This window comes from Pseudomonas sp. GD03903, assembly GCF_029840045.1.
GTDB lineage: Bacteria > Pseudomonadota > Gammaproteobacteria > Pseudomonadales > Pseudomonadaceae > Pseudomonas > Pseudomonas pseudonitroreducens.
Genome location: NZ_JAOCBT010000012.1, coordinates 56,917 through 78,688 on the forward strand (window position 1 = coordinate 56,917; position 21,772 = coordinate 78,688).

Below are 21,772 nucleotides of genomic sequence, written 5' to 3' on the forward strand. Positions count from 1 at the left end.
CGGGCGGTTTTCCCCGGCAAACCGGGCCGCTGTCCGGCGTCTTCCCGACGAAAGTTGGGAGGGCGCGCAGCCAATTGCCATCATCCTGCTTGGGTGGGGCTACCTCCTCGGGTATGCTCCGCCGACGCCTAGGCCAGAACCTACAAGAAAAACGCCTATGACCGCTTATGTAGAGCCTTCGGCGATCCCGGTGAGCCATGCCGAGATCCGCCAGCAGTACGCTCACGAAATTGCCGTCGAACGCACGCGCCTGCTGTATCAGGGCTCGCGGGTACCGACCCTGCTCATGCTGCTCAACGGTTTGGCCTGCGCCGGTCTGTTGTGGGATTACGTGCAGCCGGGGCTGCTCGCCGGCTGGTTGATCTGGCTGGTGCTGCTGGCCGTGCTGCGGCTGATCCAGGTGTCCGCCTTCAATGCCGCTTCCGCCGAGCGCCAGGCCAGCCCGCACTGGCAGCGTACCTTCCTGTTCGGCGCCGGCGCCTCGGGCCTGACCCTGGCGTTTGCCGCCATCGCCCTGGTTCCGCCGGACGCGTTCCTCCAGCAATCCCTGGTGTTCGGCCTGATCGCCGCGGCCATCCTGTCCGCCAGCGTCGCCTACGCGGTCAGCCTGCCGGCCTTTCTCACCTTTGCCCTGCCTTGCCTGTTTCCCTCGATTGCCTATTTGTTGATCAGCGCCAACCCGCTGCAGCAGGGCTGGGGCGTATTGGGGGTGATCCTCCTGGCCGCGCTGCTGGTGGTGGCCTGGCAGATCCACCGGGTAGTGCATGTCGGCCTGCTGCGGCGTTTCCAGGCCCAGGCGCTGGTGGCGCACCTGGAGCACGCCAAGGCGCAGACCGAGGCGCTGAACCAGGATCTGGAGCGTGAGGTCGAGCAGCGCCGCCGTGCCGAACGCGAGCTCTGCCGCGCCCGCGACGCGCTGCAGGAGCGGGTGGAAGCGGGTAGTGCCAAGCTCAGCCACACCGAGGCGCGCCTGGCCCTGGCGCTGGAAGCCAGCGAACTGGGCCTGTGGGACTGGAACCTGCTGACCGACGAGGTGCACCACTCGCACCTGGAGGAGATTTTCGGGCTGACCCAGGCGGCGGTGAAGAGCGTGCGCAATGATCTGCGCCCGCGCCTGCATCCCGATGACCTGCCGCTGCTGCGCCGGGCCCTGGTCGAGCATCTCAAGGGCCGTACCGACGGCTACCGCATCGAATACCGGGTGCGCCACGCCGCCGGTCATTGGGTGTGGGTCGAGGATCGCGGCCGGGTGATGGAGCGCGATGCTCGCGGGCAGGTCACGCGGATGGTCGGCACCCGCGCCGACATTTCCACCCGCAAGCAGCGCGAGGAAGAACAACGCCTGGCGGCGACGGTATTCGAGGCCGCCAGTGAGGGCATCATCATCCTTGACCCGGATTACCGGCTGATTGCCCTCAACGAGGCTTTCACCCGCCTCACCGGATACCGCCGGGAGGACGTGCTGGGGCATAACGTCGCGCGTCTGATGGGCTCCTCGGAGGCACTGCGGCGTTACCAGTCGATCCGCACCGAGCTGGAACGCCAGGGTACCTGGCAGGGCGAGTTGATCGAGACGCGCAAGAACGGCGAGCTCTACCCCCAGTGGCTGCAACTGAACGTGGTGCGCGATGGCCGCGGCCAGGTTACCCACGTCGTTGGCTTCTTCGCCGACCTGACCGCCCGCCGCGATGCCGAGGAGCGCCTGCGTTACCTCTCGCATTACGACGAACTTACCGGGCTGGCCAACCGCACGCTGTTCAAGGAGCGCCTGCACGAGGCCAGCCAGCGCGCGCGCCAGGAGGGCCGCACGGCGGCGTTGCTGCTGATCGACCTGGACCGCTTCAAGCTGCTCAACGACAGCCTTGGCCACGAGGTTGCCGACCAACTGCTACGGCAGATGTCGCGGCGCATGACCCAGACGGTACCCGAGGCCGACACCATCGCGCGGCTGTCAGGCGACGAGTTCGCCGTGCTGATCGACTCCTACGCCAGCCTCGCCGCGCTCGCGCGGCTGTCCAGTCGACTGCTGGCCAAACTGCGCACCCCGATGACCGTAGGCGGTCACGAACTGGTGGTCAGTGCATCGGTAGGCATCAGCCTGCTGCCGGACAACGCCTGGGAAATTTCCGCGCTGATGAGCCAGGCGAACATGGCCATGCAGCACTCCAAGCACCTGGGCGGCAATACCTTCCAGTTCTTCACCGACAACCTGCAGGCCTGCACCCTGGAGCGCCTGCAGCTGGAAACCCGCTTGCGCAAGGCCATCGACGAGGGCCAGCTGGACGTGCACTACCAGCCCAAGCTGAACCTGGCCAACGAACGCCTGGACAGCGCCGAGGCGCTGGTGCGCTGGCGCCACCCGGAAATGGGCATGGTGCCGCCCGGGGATTTCATCGGCCTGGCCGAGGAAACCGGGTTGATCGGTGCCATCGGCGAATTCGTCCTGCGCCGTGCGTGCCAGCAGGCCCGTGCGTGGCAGCTGTGGGGTCGCGAGTTGCGGGTATCGGTGAACCTGTCAGTGCACCAGCTGCGCACCGGCAACCTGGTCGACCTGGTGCGCACTGTGCTGGAAGAGACCGGCCTGCCATCGCACCTGCTGGAGCTCGAACTCACCGAAAGCCAACTGCTGGACAACGTCGAAAGCGTTACCACGACCTTCCGCCAACTGCGCGAAATGGGTGTGAAGCTGGCCATCGACGACTTCGGTACCGGCTATTCCTCGCTCAGCTACCTGAAGCGCTTCCCGGTGGATTACGTGAAGATCGACCAGACCTTCATCCGCGATCTGTCGGAACGTGGCGAGGACGCGGCCATCACCCGGGCAATCATCGCCATGGCGCACAGCCTGGAGTTGAAGGTGGTAGCCGAAGGCGTCGAGCACGCCGAGCAATTGCGCTTCCTGCGCGCCCACGGCTGCGATGAGATTCAGGGTTACCTGATCAGCCAGCCGGTGCCGGCGGATGCCTGCCTGGCGCTGCTGGAGAGAAGCGACCGACTGGCTCAATGATGCAGGTGGTCACCCGATACGCCCTGCAGAACGTTCTGGTCGATCTCGCTGAAACCCAGCACTCGTCCGCCCTCGGCGTTGGCCATGCGTTCTGCGTCCGCGCGTTCGGAGAATGACGCGAGGGTAGCGCCCATGGCACCGGGACGTTTCACCCCAACCACATAGAAGGCGCTGGTGGCGTCGATCAGGTGGCGGTCATCGGGATGGTTCCAGTCACTGCGAGCCATGTCGTGCACATACAGGCGTGCACCGCTGTGCTGGTTCTCCGGCTGCAGCCACCAGCCCAGTAGCTCGGCGGTGGAGCAGAACTTGTGCACGGCGCCGGGAGCCACGGCTTCGCCCTTCGGCCCTGCGAAGTCGCTGATGACCATGCCGCAGACGTGACATTCCTCACCCTCCTTGAAGGGTACCGGGCCCAGGTCTGCGTTCTGTTGGGCTGCATCGTCGCAACCGCCGAGCAGCAGGGATAGAAGCCCGGCAGCGAGGCCGAGGCGAAGTGAGCGGAAATGCAGCATGGGGAAACTCCTCGAATCAGATCGGTCGCCGACGGAACAGCGCATAGGCCAGTGCCAGTGCGGCCAGGGTCCAGGCGCACAGCGCCAGCCAGAGCCCGGCAACGGGAACGCTGAGGTCGCGGCCCAGGGTCAGCACGCCTCCCAGCTCGGAACCGAAGCCGGGCAGGTTGATCAGCCGGTACAGGTCGGTGGGGTTGAGTAGCAACAGCCAGGGCAGCAGGTTGGCGCTGAGCTGGCCCTTGCCGATCACCAGCAGGGCGAGCAGGGCCAGGTCGAACAGCAGCACAAAGAAGAACCACACGCCCAGGGCGAGGCCCGCGGCGGTGGACTTCTCGCTGACCCGCGCGCTCAACGCGTAGGCCATGGCCAGGAAGGTCCAGCCCAGCAGGCAGGACGACAGGATGAAGCGGCCGAAGGAGCCCAGCAGCTGCCCCAGCGGGATGCCGGGTACCAGCACGGCAATGGCCAGCGCCGCGGCGGAGAAGCCCAGCAGCGTGGCAAGGCCTAGGATCAGCCCGTGGCCGAGGAACTTGCCGATCAGCAGTTGCCCGCGCCCCAGTGGATAGGTGAGCAGGAGCAGCAAGGTGCCGCCTTCTTCCTCGCCAACGATGGCGTCGTAGGCCAGCAGCAGGGCGATCAGAGGCATCAGGAAAGTGGCCAGGCTGGTCAGGCTGGCGAGGGTCGCCGGTAACGAAGTGAAGCCCACCTGGCCGCTGGCGGCCGCGCCCAGCCAGGCGATACCGACTGCGAGCAGCGCGAACAGCAGGCTGATGGCGAGCAGCCAGCGATTGCGCAGGCCATCGGCCAGTTCCTTGCGGGCGACGTTCCAGATCGGGTTCATGCCGGGGCTCCCGCTGGCGTGCTCTGCATGTGATGGCGATAGAGGTCTTCCAGTGAAGGCGGCAGCACTTCGAGCTCTTGTGCGCGCTCGGCGAGCAGCACGCTGAGCACCTCGTGCTGGCGTTCTTCCGTGACCCGCAGCTCGAGGCGCCGACCATCCAGGGTGGCGACTCCGTGGCCGGCGGTGCGCCAGCGCCGCGGCCAGTCGCCGTCGGGGCTTCCGGCAAAACGGATGCGCACCGGCAGGCCGGCGTCGCGGCGTAGCTCGGCCAGGCTGCCGACAGTCAGCAGCCGGCCCTTGGCAAGGATCGCGGCACGGTCGATATGTGATTCAACGCCGGGCAGCACATGGGAGCAGAGGATGATGCCGGTGCCTTGTGCACGCAGGCGGTCCAGCCACTGGTACAGCTCGATGGTGGCCAATGGATCGAGGCCGACTGTGGGTTCGTCGAGCAGCAGCAGTTGTGGCTGGCCGAGTAGCGCCTGAGCCAGGCCGAGGCGCTGGCGCATGCCTTTGGAGTAGGTTTTCACCCGGCGTTGCGCGGCGTGGCTCAGGCCGAGCTGCTCGAGCAACTCGTCCGCCTCGGAGGGCCGGGCACCCTTGAGCCGGGCGAAGTGCAGCAACGTTTCACGGCCACTGAGCTGTGGATAGAACGTCACGTTTTCCGGCAGGAAGCCGATGCACTGGCGCACCGTCGGCTCGCCGGGAGACTGGCCGAAAACACGCACGCTGCCATGGGTCGGCCGCAGCAGGCCAAGGATCAGCTTGATCGTGGTGGTCTTGCCGGCACCGTTGTGCCCCAGCAGGCCGAGGACTTCGCCGGCACCCAGTTGCAGGTCCAGTCCATCCAGCGCGGTGAAACCACCGTAGGCCAGGGTAGCGTCGCGGATATCCACAGGGTTCATGGTTGCGCCTCCAGATCAGGCGCACGCATCAGCGGGAAGCTGTCGCGCACGCCGGGCGGACGGGTGACGGGAAAGGCGCGCTGGACCCAACGCAGCAATTCGATGGCAGGGCTGGTCATCAGTAACTGCACCTGCGGGTACATCCACATCAGTTGGTCGACCTTGTCATTGGGCTCGTAGGCGACGTCGCCGATGCCGTCGGCATTGCGGTCCCAGCCCAGGTAGTCGCTCCAGTAGTTGCCGCGCCCATCGACGGACCACTCCTGGGTACGGCTGGCCACGTATTTGACCTGCTGGCGGTTGCCGACAAAGGCGTTGCCGGCGATGCGGTTGTCCTCCGAACCGGCGGTCAGGTGGATGCCCAGGGCGCTGCTTTCGAAGCGGTTGTCCTCGATGCGATTGAACAGCGAGTTGTAGATGAACAGGGCCTTGCCTTCGGCGCCGGCGATCATCGCGTCGCCGCCACCATCGCCGCTGCGCACGGCTTCCACGCGGTTGCCGGTAAGGGTGGAGTAGGTGATGTAGTTCATCAGGATGCCGTAGTTCTGGTCGTCTACCGAGCGGTTGCCGACCACGGTGAGCTTGCGGCTTTGCATCAGCGCGTAGCCGGTGCGGGTGTGCCGGGTGGTGTTGCCGATGACGCGGCTGTTGTGGGTGAACATGTAGTGCACGCCGTAGCGCAGGTCCTCGAAGAGGTTGGCTTCAATGGTGCTGTCGTTGGAGGTGTCGATGTAGACGCCGTCGCGGGTCTGGCGGACCTGATTGCCGCGCACCAGGGCGTTCTTCACGGCATAGAGGTGGATGCCGTTGCCGCGGTCCTGGGAGCGCACGCCCGGGTCACCCTGGATTCGGTTGTCGAGTATCTGCACGTCGGCCACGGCATCGAGCCAGATACCGAAGCCGGCGCCCTGCAGGTCATTGCCGCGTACCACGGTGCCGCGCGCCGCCTGGTCGATGAAGATTGCCGCGTCCATGGCGGTGAGGTCGTGCCCCCAGTTGCGCAGGGTGCAGTTCTCGATGGTGACGCCGGGTACTCGCACGTGCAGCGTGCTGCCCGTGCCCTGCCCGTCGATTAGGGCGCCAGGCTCGCAGCGCAGGTGCAGCGGGTGGTCGATGGCAAAGGAGCCGTGGTAGGTGCCGGCTGGCAGCGTGCGAATGTCGCCATCGAGCTGCAGCGGCAGTTGGTCGATGGCTTGAGGCTGTGGCTGTGGCTGCGCTTGGGCGCTTGTCGCGAGCAGCAGCAACAGCGCCAGTCCAGGCCTGGATGGTCCCATGCAACACCTTTTCGTCGATGCCCCGCCGGCGGCTGCCGGCGGGGCCAGGGGCCTTCTCGTCAGGCTTTTTCCACCAGCATGCGGCCGACCATTTCCATGTGCAGCGCATGGCAGAACCAGCTGCAGTAGTACCAGTGCAGGCCGGGTTTATCGGCGGTGAAGGTGATGGAAGAGGTCTGTTGCGGGCTGATCTCCATGCTCACGCCGTGGTTGACCATGACGAAGCCGTGGGTGACGTCCTCGATCTCGTCCAGGTTGGTGATGGTGACGGTGACTTCGTCGCCCTGCTTCACGGTGAACTCGGTGAGGCCGTAGGTGGGAGCGGTCGAGGTCATGTACACGCGGACCTTCTTGCCGTCGCGGATGACCTTGCTGTCCTGCATCAGGTTGATGCCGTCGCGCTTGGCCTGCGCCACGGTTTCGGCGAAGAACGGATCGTCGCGCGCCCAGATCTTGCGCGTCTTGATCTGGTCGCGGCGGGCCAGGATGCAGTCGTGCGGCTCGGCGAAGGTGGGGCCGTCGTGTACCAGTTTCATCTCGTCGCCGGAGATGTCGATCAACTGGTCGTTTTCCGGATGCAACGGTCCGGTGGGCAGGAAGCGGTCCTTGGAGAACTTGCTGAGGACGACGATCCACTTGCCGTCGGCCTCGCGGGTCTCGGTCAGTGTCGCGTGGTTGTGTCCCGGCTGATACTGCACGTCGAGCTTCTGGCGGATGTAGTCGACCTTTTCGCCGGTGTAGGCGCGAATCGCGTCTGCAATGCTCCACTTCACCAACTGGCTGTCGATGAACAGCGTGGTGTAGGCATTGCCGCGCCCGTCGAAGGTGGTGTGCAGTGGCCCCAGGCCCAGTTCCGGCTCGCCGACGATGACATCGCGCGGGTCCTTGAGCTTGTCGGCGAACAGATCGGGCAGTTTGTCGATGGCGATGATGCTGCAGGTAGGCGAGAGCTTGCCGTTGGCGATGAAGTACTTGCCGTCCGGCGAGGTGTTGAGGCCGTGCGGGTTCTTCGGCACCGGGATGTAGCGGGTGACGGCGCTGTCCTTGCCGTCCTTCTTGCGGCCATCGACTACCGGGACCTTGCTGTCGCCCAAGGTGATGAAGCGCTTGGCCTGGATCTCCTTCTCGATCGCCGGGACGTCGAATACCACGACCCAGTCGCGCTCGTTGCGCATCATGCCGGCCAGATCGGTGGCCTTCTCCGAGTTGTAGCAGGTGGAGGCGGTGAAGCGGCCGGTGTAGTCCATGTCGCTGTTGTCGAGGTTGCCGTCGACGATGACCTGCCAGGCCACCTCCATGGTCTCGGCATCCAGCGCGTTGTACATCGTGAAGGCGTTGTCGCCGGAGATGTCGAAGCTGGAGCCGTCATTGGGGTGCGGAATGATGAACTCGGCGTTGCAGAACACGTACTTGGTGTGTGGCACCTTCTGCAGGCGCAGGCCGTGGATGGCCTGGACGTTGGGAATAGTGGTGATCTTGTCGCACTTCATCACGTCCAGGCGGATACGCGCGACGCGACTGTTGGCCTTGTCGTTGATGAACAGGTACTTGCCGTCGTACTTGCCGTCGGTCATCGAGATGTGCGGGTGGTGGCAGTCGCCGTTGTGGAAGCGGGCGCTGTCACCGAGGATGCGCTTGCTCTCGTTGGTCAGCCCCCAGCCGGTGGCCGAGTCGGTGTTGAACACCGGAATGCGCATCAGCTCGCGCATCGACGGGATGCCCAGCACGCGCACCTCGCCCGAGTGGCCGCCACTCCAGAACCCGTAATACTCGTCCAGTTCGCCTGGGGCGACGTGGACCTTGTCCTGGGCTGACTTGACGGCATCGGCCCAGGCCTCGCGAGAGGTGAAGGCGCCCATCGAGCCGGCGGTGACCAGCGCCGCTGCGCCTGTCACCGCAGAGGCACCGAGGAACCCTCGCCGGCTGAGCCCGGCGATCTCGTCGTGTGGCTGTTTCTTGTCAGTCATTTCCTGCTCCTTCCTGAAGGCAAATAGTCAGATCTGTTGCACCGCAATCAGCTGGTCGTTGTCGCTGGCAGCCCCGCGCTTGCTGCGTTTCTTGCGCTTGTTCACCAGCGGTGGGCACTTGTTTTCGTTGTGGTAGGTCATCTGGCAGTCGAGGCAGTAGTGGCACTCGTTGGCGTTGATCCGTCCGTCAGGGTGGATGGCCTGGATCTCGCACTCTTTGGCGCACAGTTGGCACGGCTGGCCGCATTCCTTGCGCCGCTTGAGCCAGTCGAACAGGCGGGCCTTGCCGGGGATCGCCAGCGCCGCACCGAGCGGGCAGACGTAGCGGCAATAGACCTTGCGGGTGAACAGGTTGATGACCAGCAGCACCAGCACGTAGGCGACGAACCACCACTGGCGGTCGAAGTGCAGGGTGATGGCGGTCTTGAAAGGCTCGACTTCGGCGAAGCGCTCGGCGGTGGACAGTGACTCGAGGGAGAGGCCGAACAGCACCAGCAGGACGATGTACTTGATCGCCCAGAGCCGCTCGTGGACGGCGAAGGGCAATTCGTACTGCGGCACCCGGAGCTTGCGCGCAGCCTCATTGAGCAGCTCCTGCAGGGCGCCGAACGGGCAGAGCCAGCCGCAGAAGACGCCGCGCCCCCAGAGCAGGATGCTGGCGGCGGTGAAGGTCCAGAGGATGAACAGCAGCGGATCGATGAGGAACAGCTCCCAGCGGAAGCCTTCGAACAGCGAGTGGACGAAGGTCAGCACGTTGACTATCGAGAGCTGCCCCAGGCAGTACCAGCCGATGTAGACCAGGGTGAACAGCAGGTAGCCGCGGCGTAACCAGTGCAGCAGTTGGGGGCGGCGTGCCAGGTTGTCCTGCAGGAACAGGATCACCGCGAGCAGTCCCAGGGCGCTGAGCAGCACGCCGATCTGGAAGCTCTTCTGGTACCAGATGCGCAGCCACATCGGCCGCTTGGCGTCTTCCAGTGCTTCGAGTTCCGCGGCCGTGGGCTGTGGCCGGTCAAGGTAGGCCTCGGGCGTCTGGTAGCCCAGGTCGAAGGTGGTGAACAGGCTTTCCACGGGACCGGTCTGGCGTCGCACCAGCAGTTCCAGGTCCCAGGGCGTGCCTGGGTCGAAGCGCTGCGCGGCACGGATGGTGAAGATTGCCATCTCGGTGAAGTGCGGCATGCCTTCGGCATAGGTGTCCGACAGGCGCTGGTAGTCGAGGTCGCGGAAACTCAGGATGTCGCCGAACTGGCGAATCTGCACCCGATCGAAAATGCCGCCGCGCACGTAGCCCGAACCCTTGAACGAGTACTGGCCGGTACCCAGCACCGCTATCGCGTGCTCGCCTGGGCGCAGCGATTCCAGCAGCTCCTTGTATTGCTTCTCGCCCAGCAGGTTGCGGCCGATGGAGGGCGGATCGAGCAGGGCGGTGTAGAGATCGATGAAGGTCTCCTCGCGCTGCTCGGTGTCGTAAGCCGGGCTCGCCTTTTCGGCGACGGTACCCTTGAAGGCTGCATCGATCTGGCCATGGGTCAGCTTCAACCGGCGGATCGCACCGTTGCCCAACAGCTCGTTCCAGCTCGCGGGCTGGTAGAAATCGGCGCGGACGATAGCGGGCTTGGGTCTGACCTGGCCGTTGTCCTTGATCAGCTTCAAGGAGACCGCCACGGTGCGGGCGGCGCGCATGATGATCTCGTTGACCACCATGACGGTCACGGTGGCCCCGGCCACCGCATCTATCGTCACCGTCTGGGGGTCGCCGGAGCGGCCCACGGCGACGCGCTGGTCGGCGCGCAGTCCGGAATAGCCGGCGGTGAAGGCGTGGAGTTTCTCTTCGGGAATGCCGATCAGCAGGATCGGTTCGTGGTGTTCGAGGACATAGCTGTCGCGAATCACCGCCTGCGGGTCAAGGATCACCTGGATGTTGATCGGCTTGCCCGAATAGGCGGGCATGTGGGTGACACGGATACTCTGGAAGGCGTAGCCCAGCAGCGTGTCGCCGTGGGTCAGGCGCCGCACGCCGTACTCTCCTTCGGGCTCGCCGATGTGGTCGGCCTGGGGAAATACCTGCTGGATGCGCGTGCGCTCCAGGTCACTGAGTTCTCCGCTGTGGGCCGCGAGGCCAGCCATCAGTAACAGACAGCCGACCAGGGTCCTGAACAGCTCGCGAACGCCCACCATGAGGGCTCCTTCCTCGATTGCCCGAGTGGGCAGAACTGCGTCAGAAGGCGGTGGGCGCCGATCTCACGCGCGGGGTCACTTGAGGGTGACTATCCACTCGGCCAGGGTCTTGGCTTCTTCCGGAGTCACGGCGTTGGCCGGCATGGGGATTGGCCCCCAGTTGTCCTTGCTGCCGGTCGTGATGCTCTTGGTGATATGGGCGATGCCATCGGCCTGCGAACCATACTTGGCAGCGACGTCATGGAAGGCGGGGCCGACGAGCTTCTTGTCGATCGAATGGCAGGCCACGCACACCTTCGCCTTGAACAGCTCCTCACCGGTGCTGGCCATCGCGGTTGTCTGGACCAGCATGCCGCCGAACAGCAGGGCTACCAGGGCTTTGTTCATGAACGTCACTCCTCACAGGCTTGGCGCTTCGAGGCGCCGATCGTTTTCGCCGGCTTCCCGCCCGGCGTCTGTGGCGATTCTAGGAGCGGCCCGTGCGGCTTCCGCTTGATGCCAATCAAGAACTTCCAGCGCCGTCCTTGAGGCAATGCGTCGCGCTGGATAGCTTGCCATCCGAAACTTCCTACCGAGATTCGCCTGTCATGAATGCCCCTGCGCAGAACGCTCCGCCGCTCTTCTATCAGCCTTCAGGCAATGAGGTGGCGCTGTTCACCCACGCGTCCGCGCACGGCATGCCGGTGCTGATCAAGGGCCCCACCGGCTGTGGCAAGACGCGTTTCGTCCAGCACATGGCGCAGCGCCTTAACCTGCCGCTGTACACCGTGGCCTGCCACGATGACCTGTCGGCTGCGGACCTGGTCGGTCGCCACCTGATCGGCAGCGACGGCACCTGGTGGCAGGACGGCCCGCTGACCCGAGCGGTGCGTGAGGGCGGCATCTGCTACCTGGACGAGGTGGTGGAGGCGCGGCAGGACACCGTCGTGGTGCTGCACCCCCTGGCGGATGACCGCCGCGAACTGTTCATCGAACGTACCGGCGAATCCCTGGTGGCTCCGCCGGGGTTCATGCTGGTGGTGTCCTACAACCCTGGTTATCAGAACCTGCTGAAGGGCATGAAGCCCAGTACCCGCCAGCGCTTCGTTGCCCTGCGTTTCGATTACCCGACGCCGGAGATGGAAGCCGGCATCATCGCCCGCGAGGCCGGAGTTTCCTTCGAGCTGGCACAGCGCCTGGCACAACTGGGCGTGGCCCTGCGGCGGCTGGGGCGGCAGGAGCTGGAGGAGGTCTGCTCGACGCGCCTGCTGGTGCTGACTGCGCGTCTGCTACAGGCCGGCGTGCTACCGCGCGACGCTTGCCGCGCCGGGCTCGCCGAGCCGCTGTCGGACGACGAGGCCACGGTCGCTGCGCTGATGGACCTGGTCGATGTCCACTTCGCCTGAAGCGATCAGCGCCCGGCGCCTGCCGGGCGATCTGGCGATGTGGTTGTTCATCCTTGCCGAACTGACCGTCTTCGCCATCCTCATCATCGTCTTCGCTGTGGCCCAACAGCTGAACGCCGAGGGCTTCCGTGCCGGCCGCGCGCAGCTGGACCTGTCGACTGCGCTGGCGCTGACCCTGACACTGCTGACCGCCGGTTTCTGCGCGGCGCTGGCGGTGGAGCAGGTGCGCCGAGGGCGCCAGCGGATCGCCGCGGCCCTGTTGGGGAGTGCCGTGCTGCTCGGGCTTGCCCATGTCGTGCTGAAGTCCGCCGAGTACCACCATCTCGCGTCGCGCGGGCTGGACCTGGAGTTCAGCACTTTCTTCACGCTGTTCTGGCTGATCACCGGCTTTCACTTCCTCCACGTGCTGCTGGGCTTGGTGATCCTTGCCTGGATGACGCTGCGCTGCCAGCGCCGCGCCTACCGCAGCGAGGCCCTGGGCGGCCTGGAGTCCGGCGCGCTCTACTGGCACATGGTCGACCTGGTCTGGGTCGTGCTGTTCCCGCTGGTCTACGTATTGGCGCCTGGCTCATGAGGACGCTGCTGCTCGCCTGGCTGCTGATGCTGCCGATGTCGGTCAGCGCTGTCCGGCTGGGCCACCAGGCGCCCGAGGCCATGCTGTCGGTGGCTGCGATCCTGTTGCTGGGCCTGGGTAAGGCCTGGATCATCGTGCTGCGCTTCATGGAGCTGAACCATGGTCCGCGCCTCTGGCAATCGCTGCTGTTTGGCTGGCCGCTGGTGATGACCGGTGTGATTCTGGCGCTCCACGCAACTCACTGATTTTTATTCAGAAAAATACCTGACTGGAAGCATTGGTCTTTCTTGATTGCCATCAAGCGAGACGCCTGGGGGCGATTCCTACAATGGCACCGACCGTGACCTAGGAGGGCCCCATGTCAGAGACATTTACCAAAGGGATGGCGAGGAACATCTACCTGGGAGGAGGCGTTTTCTTCTTCCTGGTGTTCCTCGCGCTGACCTATCACACCGAAACCACCTTCCCCAAGCGCACCAACCAGAGTGAGCTCACCGAGTCGGTGGTGCGCGGCAAGCTGGTGTGGGAGCAGAACAACTGCGTGGGTTGCCACTCGATCCTCGGTGAAGGTGCCTACTTCGCGCCGGAACTGGGCAACGTCGCGGTGCGCCGTGGCGGTGACGCGGCTTTCGGCAGCTTCCTTGCGGCCTGGATGAAGATGCAGCCGCTGGGCGTGCCCGGTCGCCGGCAGATGCCGCAGTTCCATCTGAGCGACCAGGAGGTCACCGATCTTGCGGCGTTCCTGTTGTGGACATCGAAGATCGACACCAACAAATGGCCGCCAAACAAGGAGGGTTGATGATGAACCCGGGCAATCCCTATCTGAAATTCGCCTCGCAGTCGGTGGCCAAGCCGTACTTCGTGTTCGCCCTGATGCTTTTCGTCGGGCAGATCATCTTCGGCCTGATCATGGGCATGCAGTACGTGGTCGGCGACTTCCTGTTCCCGGCCATCCCGTTCAACGTCGCGCGGATGGTGCATACCAACCTGTTGATCGTCTGGTTGCTGTTCGCCTTCATGGGCGCGGCCTACTACCTGATCCCCGAGGAGGCCGATCGCGAACTGTACAGCCCGAAACTGGCCATGGTGCTGTTCTGGGTGTTTGCCATCGCCGGCGTGCTGACCATCCTGGGCTACCTGCTGGTGCCTTATGCGGGCCTGGCCAGGCTGACCCACAACGAGCTGCTGCCGACCATGGGGCGCGAGTTCCTCGAACAACCGACGATCACCAAGATGGGCATCGTGGTGGTGGCGCTGGGTTTCCTCTTCAACATCGGCATGACCATGCTCAAGGGCCGCAAGACCGCGGTCAGCGTCGTGATGATGACCGGCCTGGTCGGCCTGGCGGTGTTCTTCCTGTTCTCCTTCTACAACCCGGAAAACCTGTCGCGCGACAAGTACTACTGGTGGTGGGTCGTGCACCTTTGGGTGGAAGGCGTGTGGGAACTGATCATGGGTGCGATGCTGGCCTTCGTGCTGATCAAGATCACCGGCGTCGACCGCGAGGTCGTGGAAAAGTGGCTCTACGTCATCATCGCCATGGCGCTGATCACCGGCATCATCGGGACTGGTCACCACTTCTTCTGGATTGGCGCACCACAAGTCTGGTTATGGCTGGGATCGATCTTCTCGGCGTTGGAACCACTGCCGTTCTTCGCCATGGTGCTGTTCGCTTTCAACATGGTTAACCGTCGTCGTCGCGAGCACCCGAACAAGGCTGCCGCACTATGGGCCCTGGGCACTACCGTCACCGCCTTCCTCGGCGCTGGCGTGTGGGGCTTCCTGCACACCCTGGCCCCGGTGAACTTCTACACCCACGGCTCGCAGCTGACCGCGGCCCACGGGCACCTGGCCTTCTATGGTGCCTACGCAATGATCGTGATGACCATGATCAGCTACGCCATGCCGCGCCTGCGGGGCATTGGCGAAGCACCTGATGCGCGTGCACAGAGCCTGGAAATCTGGGGCTTCTGGCTGATGACCATCTCCATGTTGCTGATCACTCTGATGCTCACCGCCGCCGGCATCGTCCAGGTCTGGCTGCAACGTATGCCGGCCGATGGCGCCGCCATGCCGTTCATGGCCACGGTCGAGCAGTTGAAGATCTTCTTCTGGCTGCGCCTGTACTGCGGCGTCGGCTTCTTCATCGGGCTGATCTGCTACCTGCTGAGCTTCCGCCAACGCGGTCGCGTTGCGGTCGCCTCCGGTGCGACCCAGGCGGGCTGATCGATACCTTCCACCCCGGGCCCGACCGCTTTGCGGCGGGCCCTTTTTCGTTCTGCAGGGGGCGTCATGACCATCCACCTCGAAATCGAAGAAGGCTTCGGCCGCGTCTGGCACCGTTTCATCACGCGCCGCGCCAGCCCCGAGTTCGAGGAAGCCGCCGTGTCCCTGGACGAGGTGCGGCGCAGTCTGCTGCTGCTGTTCCGCGGTACCGGTGGCGAGGCCGGTGTCGGTGTGGAGGCGGCCAGTGCGCGTGAGTTGCTGGTGCGACGCAGTCTGCTGCAACAGGTCGCCGGTACCTGCCAGCAATTGCCGGTGGCCTGGTTTGACGCTGATTCGCTGCGCTTGCCGGCACAACTGGCGGTGTTTCCCGACCCGGAGCTGAATCGCGAGCTTTACCGCTGGTTGGCGCTGCTCGCCGCCCACAGCCAGCCGATGCGCCACTGGGCACGCGACAACCAGGCCTGGACCTGCTCCGTACTGGAGCGCTACCCGTTGCTGCGTCCGCGCTACCGTCGGCTGGTGGAAGCGCTGCTTAGCCTGCGTCCCGATGCCGGTGACCTACCGCCCGCCGAAGCGGAGTTGGAGCTGGCGCTGCAACAGGCACTGCGCGATCCGGGCAGCGTCGAGCATCTGCCGCGCAGCGAAAAGGCACCCTGGCCAGTGCCGCTATGGCTCTATCCACCGCAACGGTTGGCCGCGCCCCAGCACACCGATCTGATCGACGGCGACGAGCAGGGCCGCTCCGCGCACAGCGAGGCCAAGGGCCTGGCGCGCAAGCGCGCCGAGCGGGTCGGACAGGACCCGGGCCGCGGTGGCTTGCTGTTGTTCCGTCTGGAGAATCTGTTCAGTTGGTCCGAGCATATCGAGCTGGATCGGGCCGGTGACGACAGCGAAGACCTGGACGCTGCGAAGGTCGCCGATGACCTCGACCACCTGAGCATGTCCCGACAGCGGCAGAAGAAGGGTGGCGGGTTGAGGCTCGACCTCGATCTGCCAGCCGCCGACTTCGATGACGTACCGCTGGGCGAAGGCATCCGCCTGCCTGAATGGGATTATCGCCGCCAGCAACTGATCGACGACTACGTCTGTCTGCAGCCGATGCTGCCCCGGGACGCTACGCCCGCGCCGTTGCCAGATGCCCTGGCACCCATCGCGCGCCGCCTGCGACGGCAGTTCGAGAGCCTGCGCCAGCAGCCGCAGTGGCTGCGGCGGCAACCCCAGGGTGCGGAGCTGGATCTGGAAGCCTGGCTGGACTTCAGCGTTGAAAGACGCCTGGGTGCCTGCAGTGAACCAGGGCTCTTCCTCGAGCGTCGGCAGACCCGCCGTGACCTGGCGTGCCTGTTGCTGGCGGACCTGTCGATGTCCACCGACGCGCACATCGACAATGATCATCGAGTGATCGACCTGATCAGCGACAGCCTCTTGTTGTTTGGCGAGGCGCTGCAGGCGGCAGGCGATCGCTTTGCGTTGTACGGCTTCTCCTCGTTGCGTCGCCAGCAGGTACGCATGACCCAGCTGAAGACTTTCGACGAGCGCCACAACGACATCGTGCGCGGACGCATCCGTGCGCTGCGCCCCGGCTACTACACACGCATGGGCGCGGCAATCCGCCGGGCGACGCAGCTGTTGCTGGAGCGCAAGGAGCGCCAGCGCGTGTTGTTGATCCTCACCGACGGCAAGCCCAACGATCTGGATTTGTATGAAGGGCGCTACGGTGTCGAAGACACCCGCCAGGCGGTGCTTGAGGCTCGTCGCGCAGGGCTGGTGCCGTTCTGCATCACCATCGACCGCGAGGCCGCGGATTACCTGCCGCACCTGTTCGGCAGCCAGGGTTATCTGTTGATCAATGACCCGGCGCAATTGCCGGTGCAGTTGCCGCAACTGTATCGGCAGCTCACCCGCCGCCAGGGATGACCAGCAAGGAATGTAGGGCGAATGAAGCGGAACGCTTCATCCGCCACGGCGGATAACGCCTGGGGCGTTATGCGCCCTACGAAGCTACGGGGCTGATGGCACACTCTGTAGGAGCGAGCTTGCTCGCGAACCGAATCCCGCAGCGGCGCCAGGTTCGCGAGCAAGGGCTAGGCGCCCCCTCGGTCCTACGAAGAACAAAGGCGAGCGGGGCTCAGCGCGGCAACCAGAGCATCATCACCCCGCAGAACAGCGCGAGAATGGCGCAGTACCAGGCAAAGCGTCGCAGCCTGCGCTGCTTCGCCAGCTCCTGGCCCACTGGCAGGGGCATCCCGCACTGCGAGCAATCCGCAGTGTCCTCGGGGTTCTCGTGCTGACAGTACAGACACTGGCGCATGGCCTACTCGAACTGTTCCAGCCGTGCGACGTCGAGCACCTGAACCATGCGCCCGTTAAGGTCGATGATCTTCTCGTCGATCAGTCGTCGCAGTACTCGGGAGAAGGTCTCCGGCTGGATCGACAGGTGCCCGGCCACCAGTTGCTTGGCCATCGGCAGCTCGAAGCGCCGCTCCTCGTTTCCCTGGCGGTTGAGTTGGGTGATCAGGTAGCGAACCACGCGGTGGGTGGAGTTCTTAAGCGACAGCGTCTCGATCTCGTTGATCCGCCGGTGCAGGCGCACGCAGAGGGTGGCGAGCAGCGAGAAGGGCAACTGCGGGTTGCTGTGCAGTAGCTCCATGTAGGTGCGGTTGGCGAAACGGTAGACCTGCGTAGGCTCCAGCGCCTGGGCCGAGGCCACGTAGTCGGGGGTATCCATCAGCATCATGGCTTCGGCGAAGGTCTGCCGGCTGCCGACGACCTCCAGCACCTTTTCCTGCCCTTCCGGAGTCAGGCGGTAGATCTTTACCGCGCCGGCAATCACGAAGTAGAACGCATGGGCCGGCTCGCCCTGGAGGAACAGCTTGTCGCCCTTCTCCAGATTGAGCAGCGTGCTGGTGGCAAGCAGCTGCTCCAACTGTTCCTCGTTGAGCACGTTGAACAGGTGGTGGCCGCACAGAATCTGGTGGTGGACGCGATGCGCGAGCATGGCGGAGCGCTCCTGGGCGGGGACAATCCTGCCAGTATGCGCGATGCTGTTCGGCAGCGTGGTGAGACAAGCTGTCACTGGTCGCCCTCCTGGCTCCAGGTCCGGCCATCAGGCCGGATGATTGGCGCCCAGGAACAGCAGGTTGTTCTCCAGGTGGATGTGCTGCATCAGGTCACGACGCAGCTCTTCCAGGCCGCTGTAGAGGCGGCGCCAACTGTTGCAGCCGTCCGCCGGTACCGTGAGGTCGTCGGTCAGGTCGGCCAGCACGGCGAGGGACTGCGAGTGTTCGTCGTGCTCATGGCGCATCACGCCGATCGGACCCTGTACGTGAGTCAGCGGGATTCCCTGGCGCAGCCAGGGGAACAACACGCTTTCCTCCTTGCACATGTGCCATTCGAGCTCTTCCTGGATCTTCTTCAGGTGTGCGGTCAGGCCGACTGGGCATAGCGGGTGCGCAGCGTGGGTCTTTTCGACGCGCTCGGCCAACGGGATCAGCGCCGGCAATTGCTGGCGGTGGACCGTGTGGTAGCGCTCGAGGATATGGTCGATCAACTGGTCGTTGCTGGTCAGGCGCCAATCGATCCACTGCACATTCATTTCTTCTGCAGGCGGCAACGCCAGCAGTTCCTCGGCGATGCGTTCGGCGTCCAGGCCTTGCTCGTTGGCCGCGTCGCGCAGGCTGCGCTGGCCGGCGCAGCAGAAATCGAGCTTGTAGTCGTGGAACAGCGCGGCGCTGCCCGGCAGGCTGAAGGCCAGGTCGCTCAGGGTGCGCTCGGTGAGGTGATTGGTCATGGCGGGCCTCGGGTGGAGTGGGGCACGGCGGCCGCAGTCGTCGTGGCCGTCAGTCTTGGCAAGGAGGCGGGCAGTCTAGGGAAGGTCGCGCGACTGGCTCCTTGATTGCAGTCAAGCGTTCTCGGCCGCCACGTCCCGCTCGCTGCCGCCGGCCACCAGCATCAGCTGCTGCGGATTGCGCACCAGCAGCTTCTGCCGACCGCCGATGACCAGGCCGCGATCCTCCCAGGCGCTGAGGATGCGCGAGACGGTGTGCAGGGTAGTTCCGGACATTTCGGCGATGTCCTGGCGCGTAACCGGAAAGTCGATGCGAATGCCATCGGCCTCCGGTCGACCGGATTGCTGGACCAGTCGCAGCACCGTGTGGGCGACACGTCGCTCGACTTCTTCGGTAGCCAGTTCGCAGAAGCGTACGTGGGCTTCCTGCAGGCGCTCGCCGATGGCCTGCACGGTGTTCAGAGCGAAGCCGGGGTGGCGGGCCAGCAGCGGTTCCCACTGGTTGGTGGGCCAGGCCAGGACGAGGCTGTCCTGGCTGGCGATTGCGGTGGCCGGATAGTCGCTCAGACCCAGGGCACGGACGAAACCGAAAAGATCCCCAGGATTGACCACCCGTACCAGCACGCGCTGGCCATCTCCGGTGAGCTGGGTGGCTTTTAGCCGGCCGTGCACCAGCAGATAGAAGCAGGTTGCCGGAGCGCCCTGTTCGAACACGGCAACTCCGTTGACCAGGCGCAAGATGCTGGCCTGGCGGAGGATGGAGTCCTGTTCCTCACGACTGCAATTGGCGAATGGTGGCAAGCTGGCCAGCCAGGCGCGGTTGAGAGCGGTATTGGCGGTCACGGCAGCGATTCCCGGAGGGCCTGCCGCAGCATAGCCGTTAAAGGTCGCGGCGAAACTTGAGAGGGATCAAGGGATGTCTCTGACCAGCCGGAAGCCCAGATTGTCCGGTGGCTGCCCGGCGGCACATCCGCCGCCGCGCGCGTCGCGGACGAAGTCGTTGATGGCGGCGCGGTGCTTGCCTTCGGCGATGCGGATCGAACAGGCCTCGACTCGGCTGACCTGGCCACCCTGGGCATCCAGGTTGACCCGCTGATGGCAGCTCCGGGTCCATTCCCAGACATTGCCGCCCAGGTCGGCCACGCCGAACTCATTGAGGCCGTGGCTACCCCGGGGTTGTGCCTGGGCCGAGTCGGTGGTGCGGGTTTTCGCTTCGAAGCTGTAGCGTGCCAACCAGCGCCGTGCCGGATTGCTGCCGTCGTCGTCGATGCGCAAGGCGTCGTCGGCCCAGCGCGAACCGGCGAAGAACGCCCACTCCTGGTCGGTGGGCAGGCGCCAGTTCTGACCAGTGCGCCTGGACAGCCAGTCGGCGTAGAACTGCGCATCCAGCAGGCTGACGCCGGTCCGCGGCAGGTCGTCGCGGGGCGTGCCCTCGCTGAGCGGCAGGCAGTCACCATCGCTCACGCAACGGGCATATTCAGCTTGGCTGACCTGGTACTTCATCACCTCGAAGCGTGGTTGCAGGCGTTCGCTGGTCGAGGGGGAATCTATCGAGCGGTTTTCCTGCCAGTAGTCGCCGGCCGGTCGGAAGGAGAACTCGCGTTCCACCAGTTTCACCGTTTCCGGGGCCAGACCCGTGTCGTAACGGGAGCCTAGATAGAGAGCGACGGCGCCGATCAGGAGTGTGATGAGCACGCCGATCAGGGTTGCCTTGCGCATGCTTGCATCATCCGCTGCTTGCCAGGGCGAGGCCTGGCCGGAAGAGGAAGGCCGGCCCCGGTGGTGGGCCGGCCGGCGGGCTTACTTGATCGGCTTCGGTGGCTCGATCTGGGCCATCAGATCGTTGTTCCACTGGCCTTCCACCTGGAAGTGTGCGGAGGCACCCAGCAGTACGCCTTCGATGAGGTTGTGGTTGAGGTAGGCGTACAGTCCGGGCTGCAGGAAGGTGTAGAGCGCCGCTCCGGCTGCGCCTCCCGGAATGAACCAGGTTTCCAGGTCCTCTTCCGGCGGATTGTTGAACTTGCCGGTAGCCCAGACATAGTCGCCGTGGCCGCCGATCAGGTGCGGACGGGTGTCACGGTTGGCCTGGGAGTGGACGATCAGCACGGTTTCGCCAACGTTGGCCTTGAGCGCATTCTTGCCGGTTAGCGCACCGACCTTGCCGTTGAACACGATGTGGCTGGGGATCAGCCCCTTCATGACTTCCTGCATATCGTTGAAGCCTTCCATCGGCGAGTTGTAACGCTTGAACTTGCCGTCCTTGTCCCGTGGGACATAGAAGTCCTGCTCGCCGACGTAGAATACCTTGTCGTACTTCAGCGACTTGCCGTTGCGGTCCTTCAGGCCATCGCGCGGCAGCACCATGATTGCGCCGTTCATGCCCGAGACTACGTGCCAGGGAATCATCGCGCCGCCCGGTGCGCAGTGGTAGACGAACACACCGGCACGGGTCGCCTTGAAGCGCAGCTTGACCTGTTCGCCGGGGCTGACGTGGGTCAGCCCGCCGCCGCCGAGGGCGCCGGTGGAGGCGTGGAAGTCGATGTTGTGGGCCATGGTATTGGTGGCCGGGTTGACCAGGGTCAGCTCCACGTAGTCGTCCTGGTGCACCACCATCAGCGGACCCGGTACCGAGCCGTTGAAGGTCATGGCGTGGACCTGGGTACCGTCATCGTCCAGGGTCAGGGTCTTCTCCTCGATGACCATGGTGAATTCCACGACCTTGGGCTTGCCCGTGGCGCGCGCCTCGTGGGGATGCACGAATGGGGGAGTCAGCAGTTCGATCTTGACGCGTTCCAGTTTGGACAGATCCGGGGCAGGGCTCATGTTCTTGGGTGACACTGCTGTGTCGGCCATCGCCTTGCCACTGCCGAGCATCGTGCCCGTGACGCCCAGAACCACCGCACCGGCCAGCAGAGTGCGGCGGGAAAGCGAAATATCTTCCTGATCTTGCATGGGGTAACTCTCCGTAATCGACGAACTGTCGTTAGACGAAGAAATACTCGCTGGGCAGAATCCTTCTTTGAGCGGGAGCAAAGAACGATTCTGCTGGACATCATGTCGCAGGCCGTGCTGTGCGACATATCGCGTTTACAGACTTGTGCCTGCGGAAGCGGGCAAGT

General features: G+C 64.7%; 20 protein-coding genes. 7 read left to right on the forward strand and 13 right to left on the reverse strand.

Going from position 1 to position 21,772, the window contains the following annotated elements; genetic code table 11:
* Positions 1-157: 157 nt before the first annotated feature.
* On the forward strand, positions 158-3,007 hold the full coding sequence (locus tag N5C91_RS19425; protein WP_279831354.1) for an EAL domain-containing protein: 2,850 nt from the start codon (positions 158-160) through the stop codon (positions 3,005-3,007).
* On the opposite strand, the gene N5C91_RS19430 is transcribed toward N5C91_RS19425, so the two are convergent.
* The 7 genes from N5C91_RS19430 to N5C91_RS19460 form a co-directional block, all read right to left on the reverse strand.
* A complete protein-coding gene (locus tag N5C91_RS19430; protein ID WP_236173667.1) occupies positions 3,001-3,522 on the reverse strand; it encodes a nitrous oxide reductase accessory protein NosL in 522 nt (173 codons plus the stop codon). The genes N5C91_RS19425 and N5C91_RS19430 overlap by 7 nt on opposite strands.
* Positions 3,523-3,538: 16 nt before the next feature.
* Entirely contained in the window at positions 3,539-4,363 is an 825-nt protein-coding gene (locus N5C91_RS19435) for an ABC transporter permease subunit (protein WP_236202038.1), read from the reverse strand.
* Positions 4,360-5,268: an ABC transporter ATP-binding protein gene (locus N5C91_RS19440; protein ID WP_279831356.1), complete on the reverse strand. Its 909-nt coding sequence runs from the start codon at positions 5,266-5,268 to the stop codon at positions 4,360-4,362. Before N5C91_RS19440 ends, N5C91_RS19435 begins: the two co-directional genes overlap by 4 nt.
* Complete coding sequence (locus tag N5C91_RS19445; protein WP_279831357.1) at positions 5,265-6,542, reverse strand: nitrous oxide reductase family maturation protein NosD; 1,278 nt, start codon at positions 6,540-6,542, stop codon at positions 5,265-5,267. Before N5C91_RS19445 ends, N5C91_RS19440 begins: the two co-directional genes overlap by 4 nt.
* A gap of 59 nt (positions 6,543-6,601) precedes the next feature.
* Positions 6,602-8,509 carry a TAT-dependent nitrous-oxide reductase gene (gene nosZ / locus N5C91_RS19450; protein ID WP_236173675.1) on the reverse strand — a complete coding sequence of 636 codons (1,908 nt, stop codon included), beginning with the start codon at positions 8,507-8,509 and terminating at the stop codon, positions 6,602-6,604.
* A 27-nt stretch (positions 8,510-8,536) separates the two neighbouring features.
* A complete protein-coding gene (locus N5C91_RS19455; RefSeq protein ID WP_279831358.1) occupies positions 8,537-10,684 on the reverse strand; it encodes a NosR/NirI family protein in 2,148 nt (715 codons plus the stop codon).
* A 75-nt stretch (positions 10,685-10,759) separates the two neighbouring features.
* Positions 10,760-11,071: a c-type cytochrome gene (locus N5C91_RS19460; RefSeq protein WP_236173679.1), complete on the reverse strand. Its 312-nt coding sequence runs from the start codon at positions 11,069-11,071 to the stop codon at positions 10,760-10,762.
* A gap of 200 nt (positions 11,072-11,271) precedes the next feature.
* Here N5C91_RS19460 and N5C91_RS19465 point away from each other — a divergent pair, with 200 nt between their 5' ends.
* The 6 genes from N5C91_RS19465 to N5C91_RS19490 all read left to right on the forward strand — a co-directional run bounded on the left by N5C91_RS19465 (position 11,272) and on the right by N5C91_RS19490 (position 16,783).
* Positions 11,272-12,069 (forward strand): CbbQ/NirQ/NorQ/GpvN family protein, encoded by a 798-nt coding sequence (locus N5C91_RS19465; protein WP_236202034.1) that lies wholly within the window; start codon positions 11,272-11,274, stop codon positions 12,067-12,069.
* Complete coding sequence (locus N5C91_RS19470) at positions 12,053-12,643, forward strand: cytochrome c oxidase subunit 3 (protein ID WP_236202033.1); 591 nt, start codon at positions 12,053-12,055, stop codon at positions 12,641-12,643. The genes N5C91_RS19465 and N5C91_RS19470 overlap by 17 nt, the downstream gene beginning before the upstream one ends.
* Complete coding sequence (locus N5C91_RS19475) at positions 12,640-12,888, forward strand: cytochrome C oxidase subunit IV family protein (RefSeq protein WP_236202032.1); 249 nt, start codon at positions 12,640-12,642, stop codon at positions 12,886-12,888. The genes N5C91_RS19470 and N5C91_RS19475 overlap by 4 nt, the downstream gene beginning before the upstream one ends.
* Positions 12,889-13,001: 113 nt before the next feature.
* Positions 13,002-13,442: a cytochrome c gene (locus N5C91_RS19480; protein WP_045213987.1), complete on the forward strand. Its 441-nt coding sequence runs from the start codon at positions 13,002-13,004 to the stop codon at positions 13,440-13,442.
* Positions 13,442-14,869 (forward strand): cbb3-type cytochrome c oxidase subunit I, encoded by a 1,428-nt coding sequence (locus N5C91_RS19485; RefSeq protein WP_236202077.1) that lies wholly within the window; start codon positions 13,442-13,444, stop codon positions 14,867-14,869. Before N5C91_RS19480 ends, N5C91_RS19485 begins: the two co-directional genes overlap by 1 nt.
* 66 nt (positions 14,870-14,935) lie before the next feature.
* On the forward strand, positions 14,936-16,783 hold the full coding sequence (locus N5C91_RS19490; protein ID WP_279831366.1) for a VWA domain-containing protein: 1,848 nt from the start codon (positions 14,936-14,938) through the stop codon (positions 16,781-16,783).
* A 211-nt stretch (positions 16,784-16,994) separates the two neighbouring features.
* Here the strand turns inward: N5C91_RS19490 and N5C91_RS19495 are convergent, their stop codons facing one another.
* The 6 genes from N5C91_RS19495 to nirK all read right to left on the reverse strand — a co-directional run bounded on the left by N5C91_RS19495 (position 16,995) and on the right by nirK (position 21,476).
* Positions 16,995-17,177, reverse strand: a complete 183-nt coding sequence (locus N5C91_RS19495) for a protein DnrP (RefSeq protein ID WP_236202030.1) — start codon at positions 17,175-17,177, stop codon at positions 16,995-16,997.
* Positions 17,178-17,180: 3 nt separating this feature from the next.
* Positions 17,181-17,864 (reverse strand): Crp/Fnr family transcriptional regulator, encoded by a 684-nt coding sequence (locus N5C91_RS19500; RefSeq protein WP_236202029.1) that lies wholly within the window; start codon positions 17,862-17,864, stop codon positions 17,181-17,183.
* A 108-nt stretch (positions 17,865-17,972) separates the two neighbouring features.
* Positions 17,973-18,656 (reverse strand): iron-sulfur cluster repair protein YtfE, encoded by a 684-nt coding sequence (ytfE, locus tag N5C91_RS19505; protein WP_236202028.1) that lies wholly within the window; start codon positions 18,654-18,656, stop codon positions 17,973-17,975.
* Positions 18,657-18,767: 111 nt separating this feature from the next.
* Positions 18,768-19,496 carry a Crp/Fnr family transcriptional regulator gene (locus N5C91_RS19510; RefSeq protein ID WP_236173693.1) on the reverse strand — a complete coding sequence of 243 codons (729 nt, stop codon included), beginning with the start codon at positions 19,494-19,496 and terminating at the stop codon, positions 18,768-18,770.
* Between the two features lie 66 nt (positions 19,497-19,562).
* Positions 19,563-20,372 carry an SUMF1/EgtB/PvdO family nonheme iron enzyme gene (locus N5C91_RS19515; RefSeq protein ID WP_236202027.1) on the reverse strand — a complete coding sequence of 270 codons (810 nt, stop codon included), beginning with the start codon at positions 20,370-20,372 and terminating at the stop codon, positions 19,563-19,565.
* An 81-nt stretch (positions 20,373-20,453) separates the two neighbouring features.
* Entirely contained in the window at positions 20,454-21,476 is a 1,023-nt protein-coding gene (gene nirK, locus N5C91_RS19520) for a copper-containing nitrite reductase (RefSeq protein WP_236202076.1), read from the reverse strand.
* Positions 21,477-21,772 lie beyond the last annotated feature (296 nt).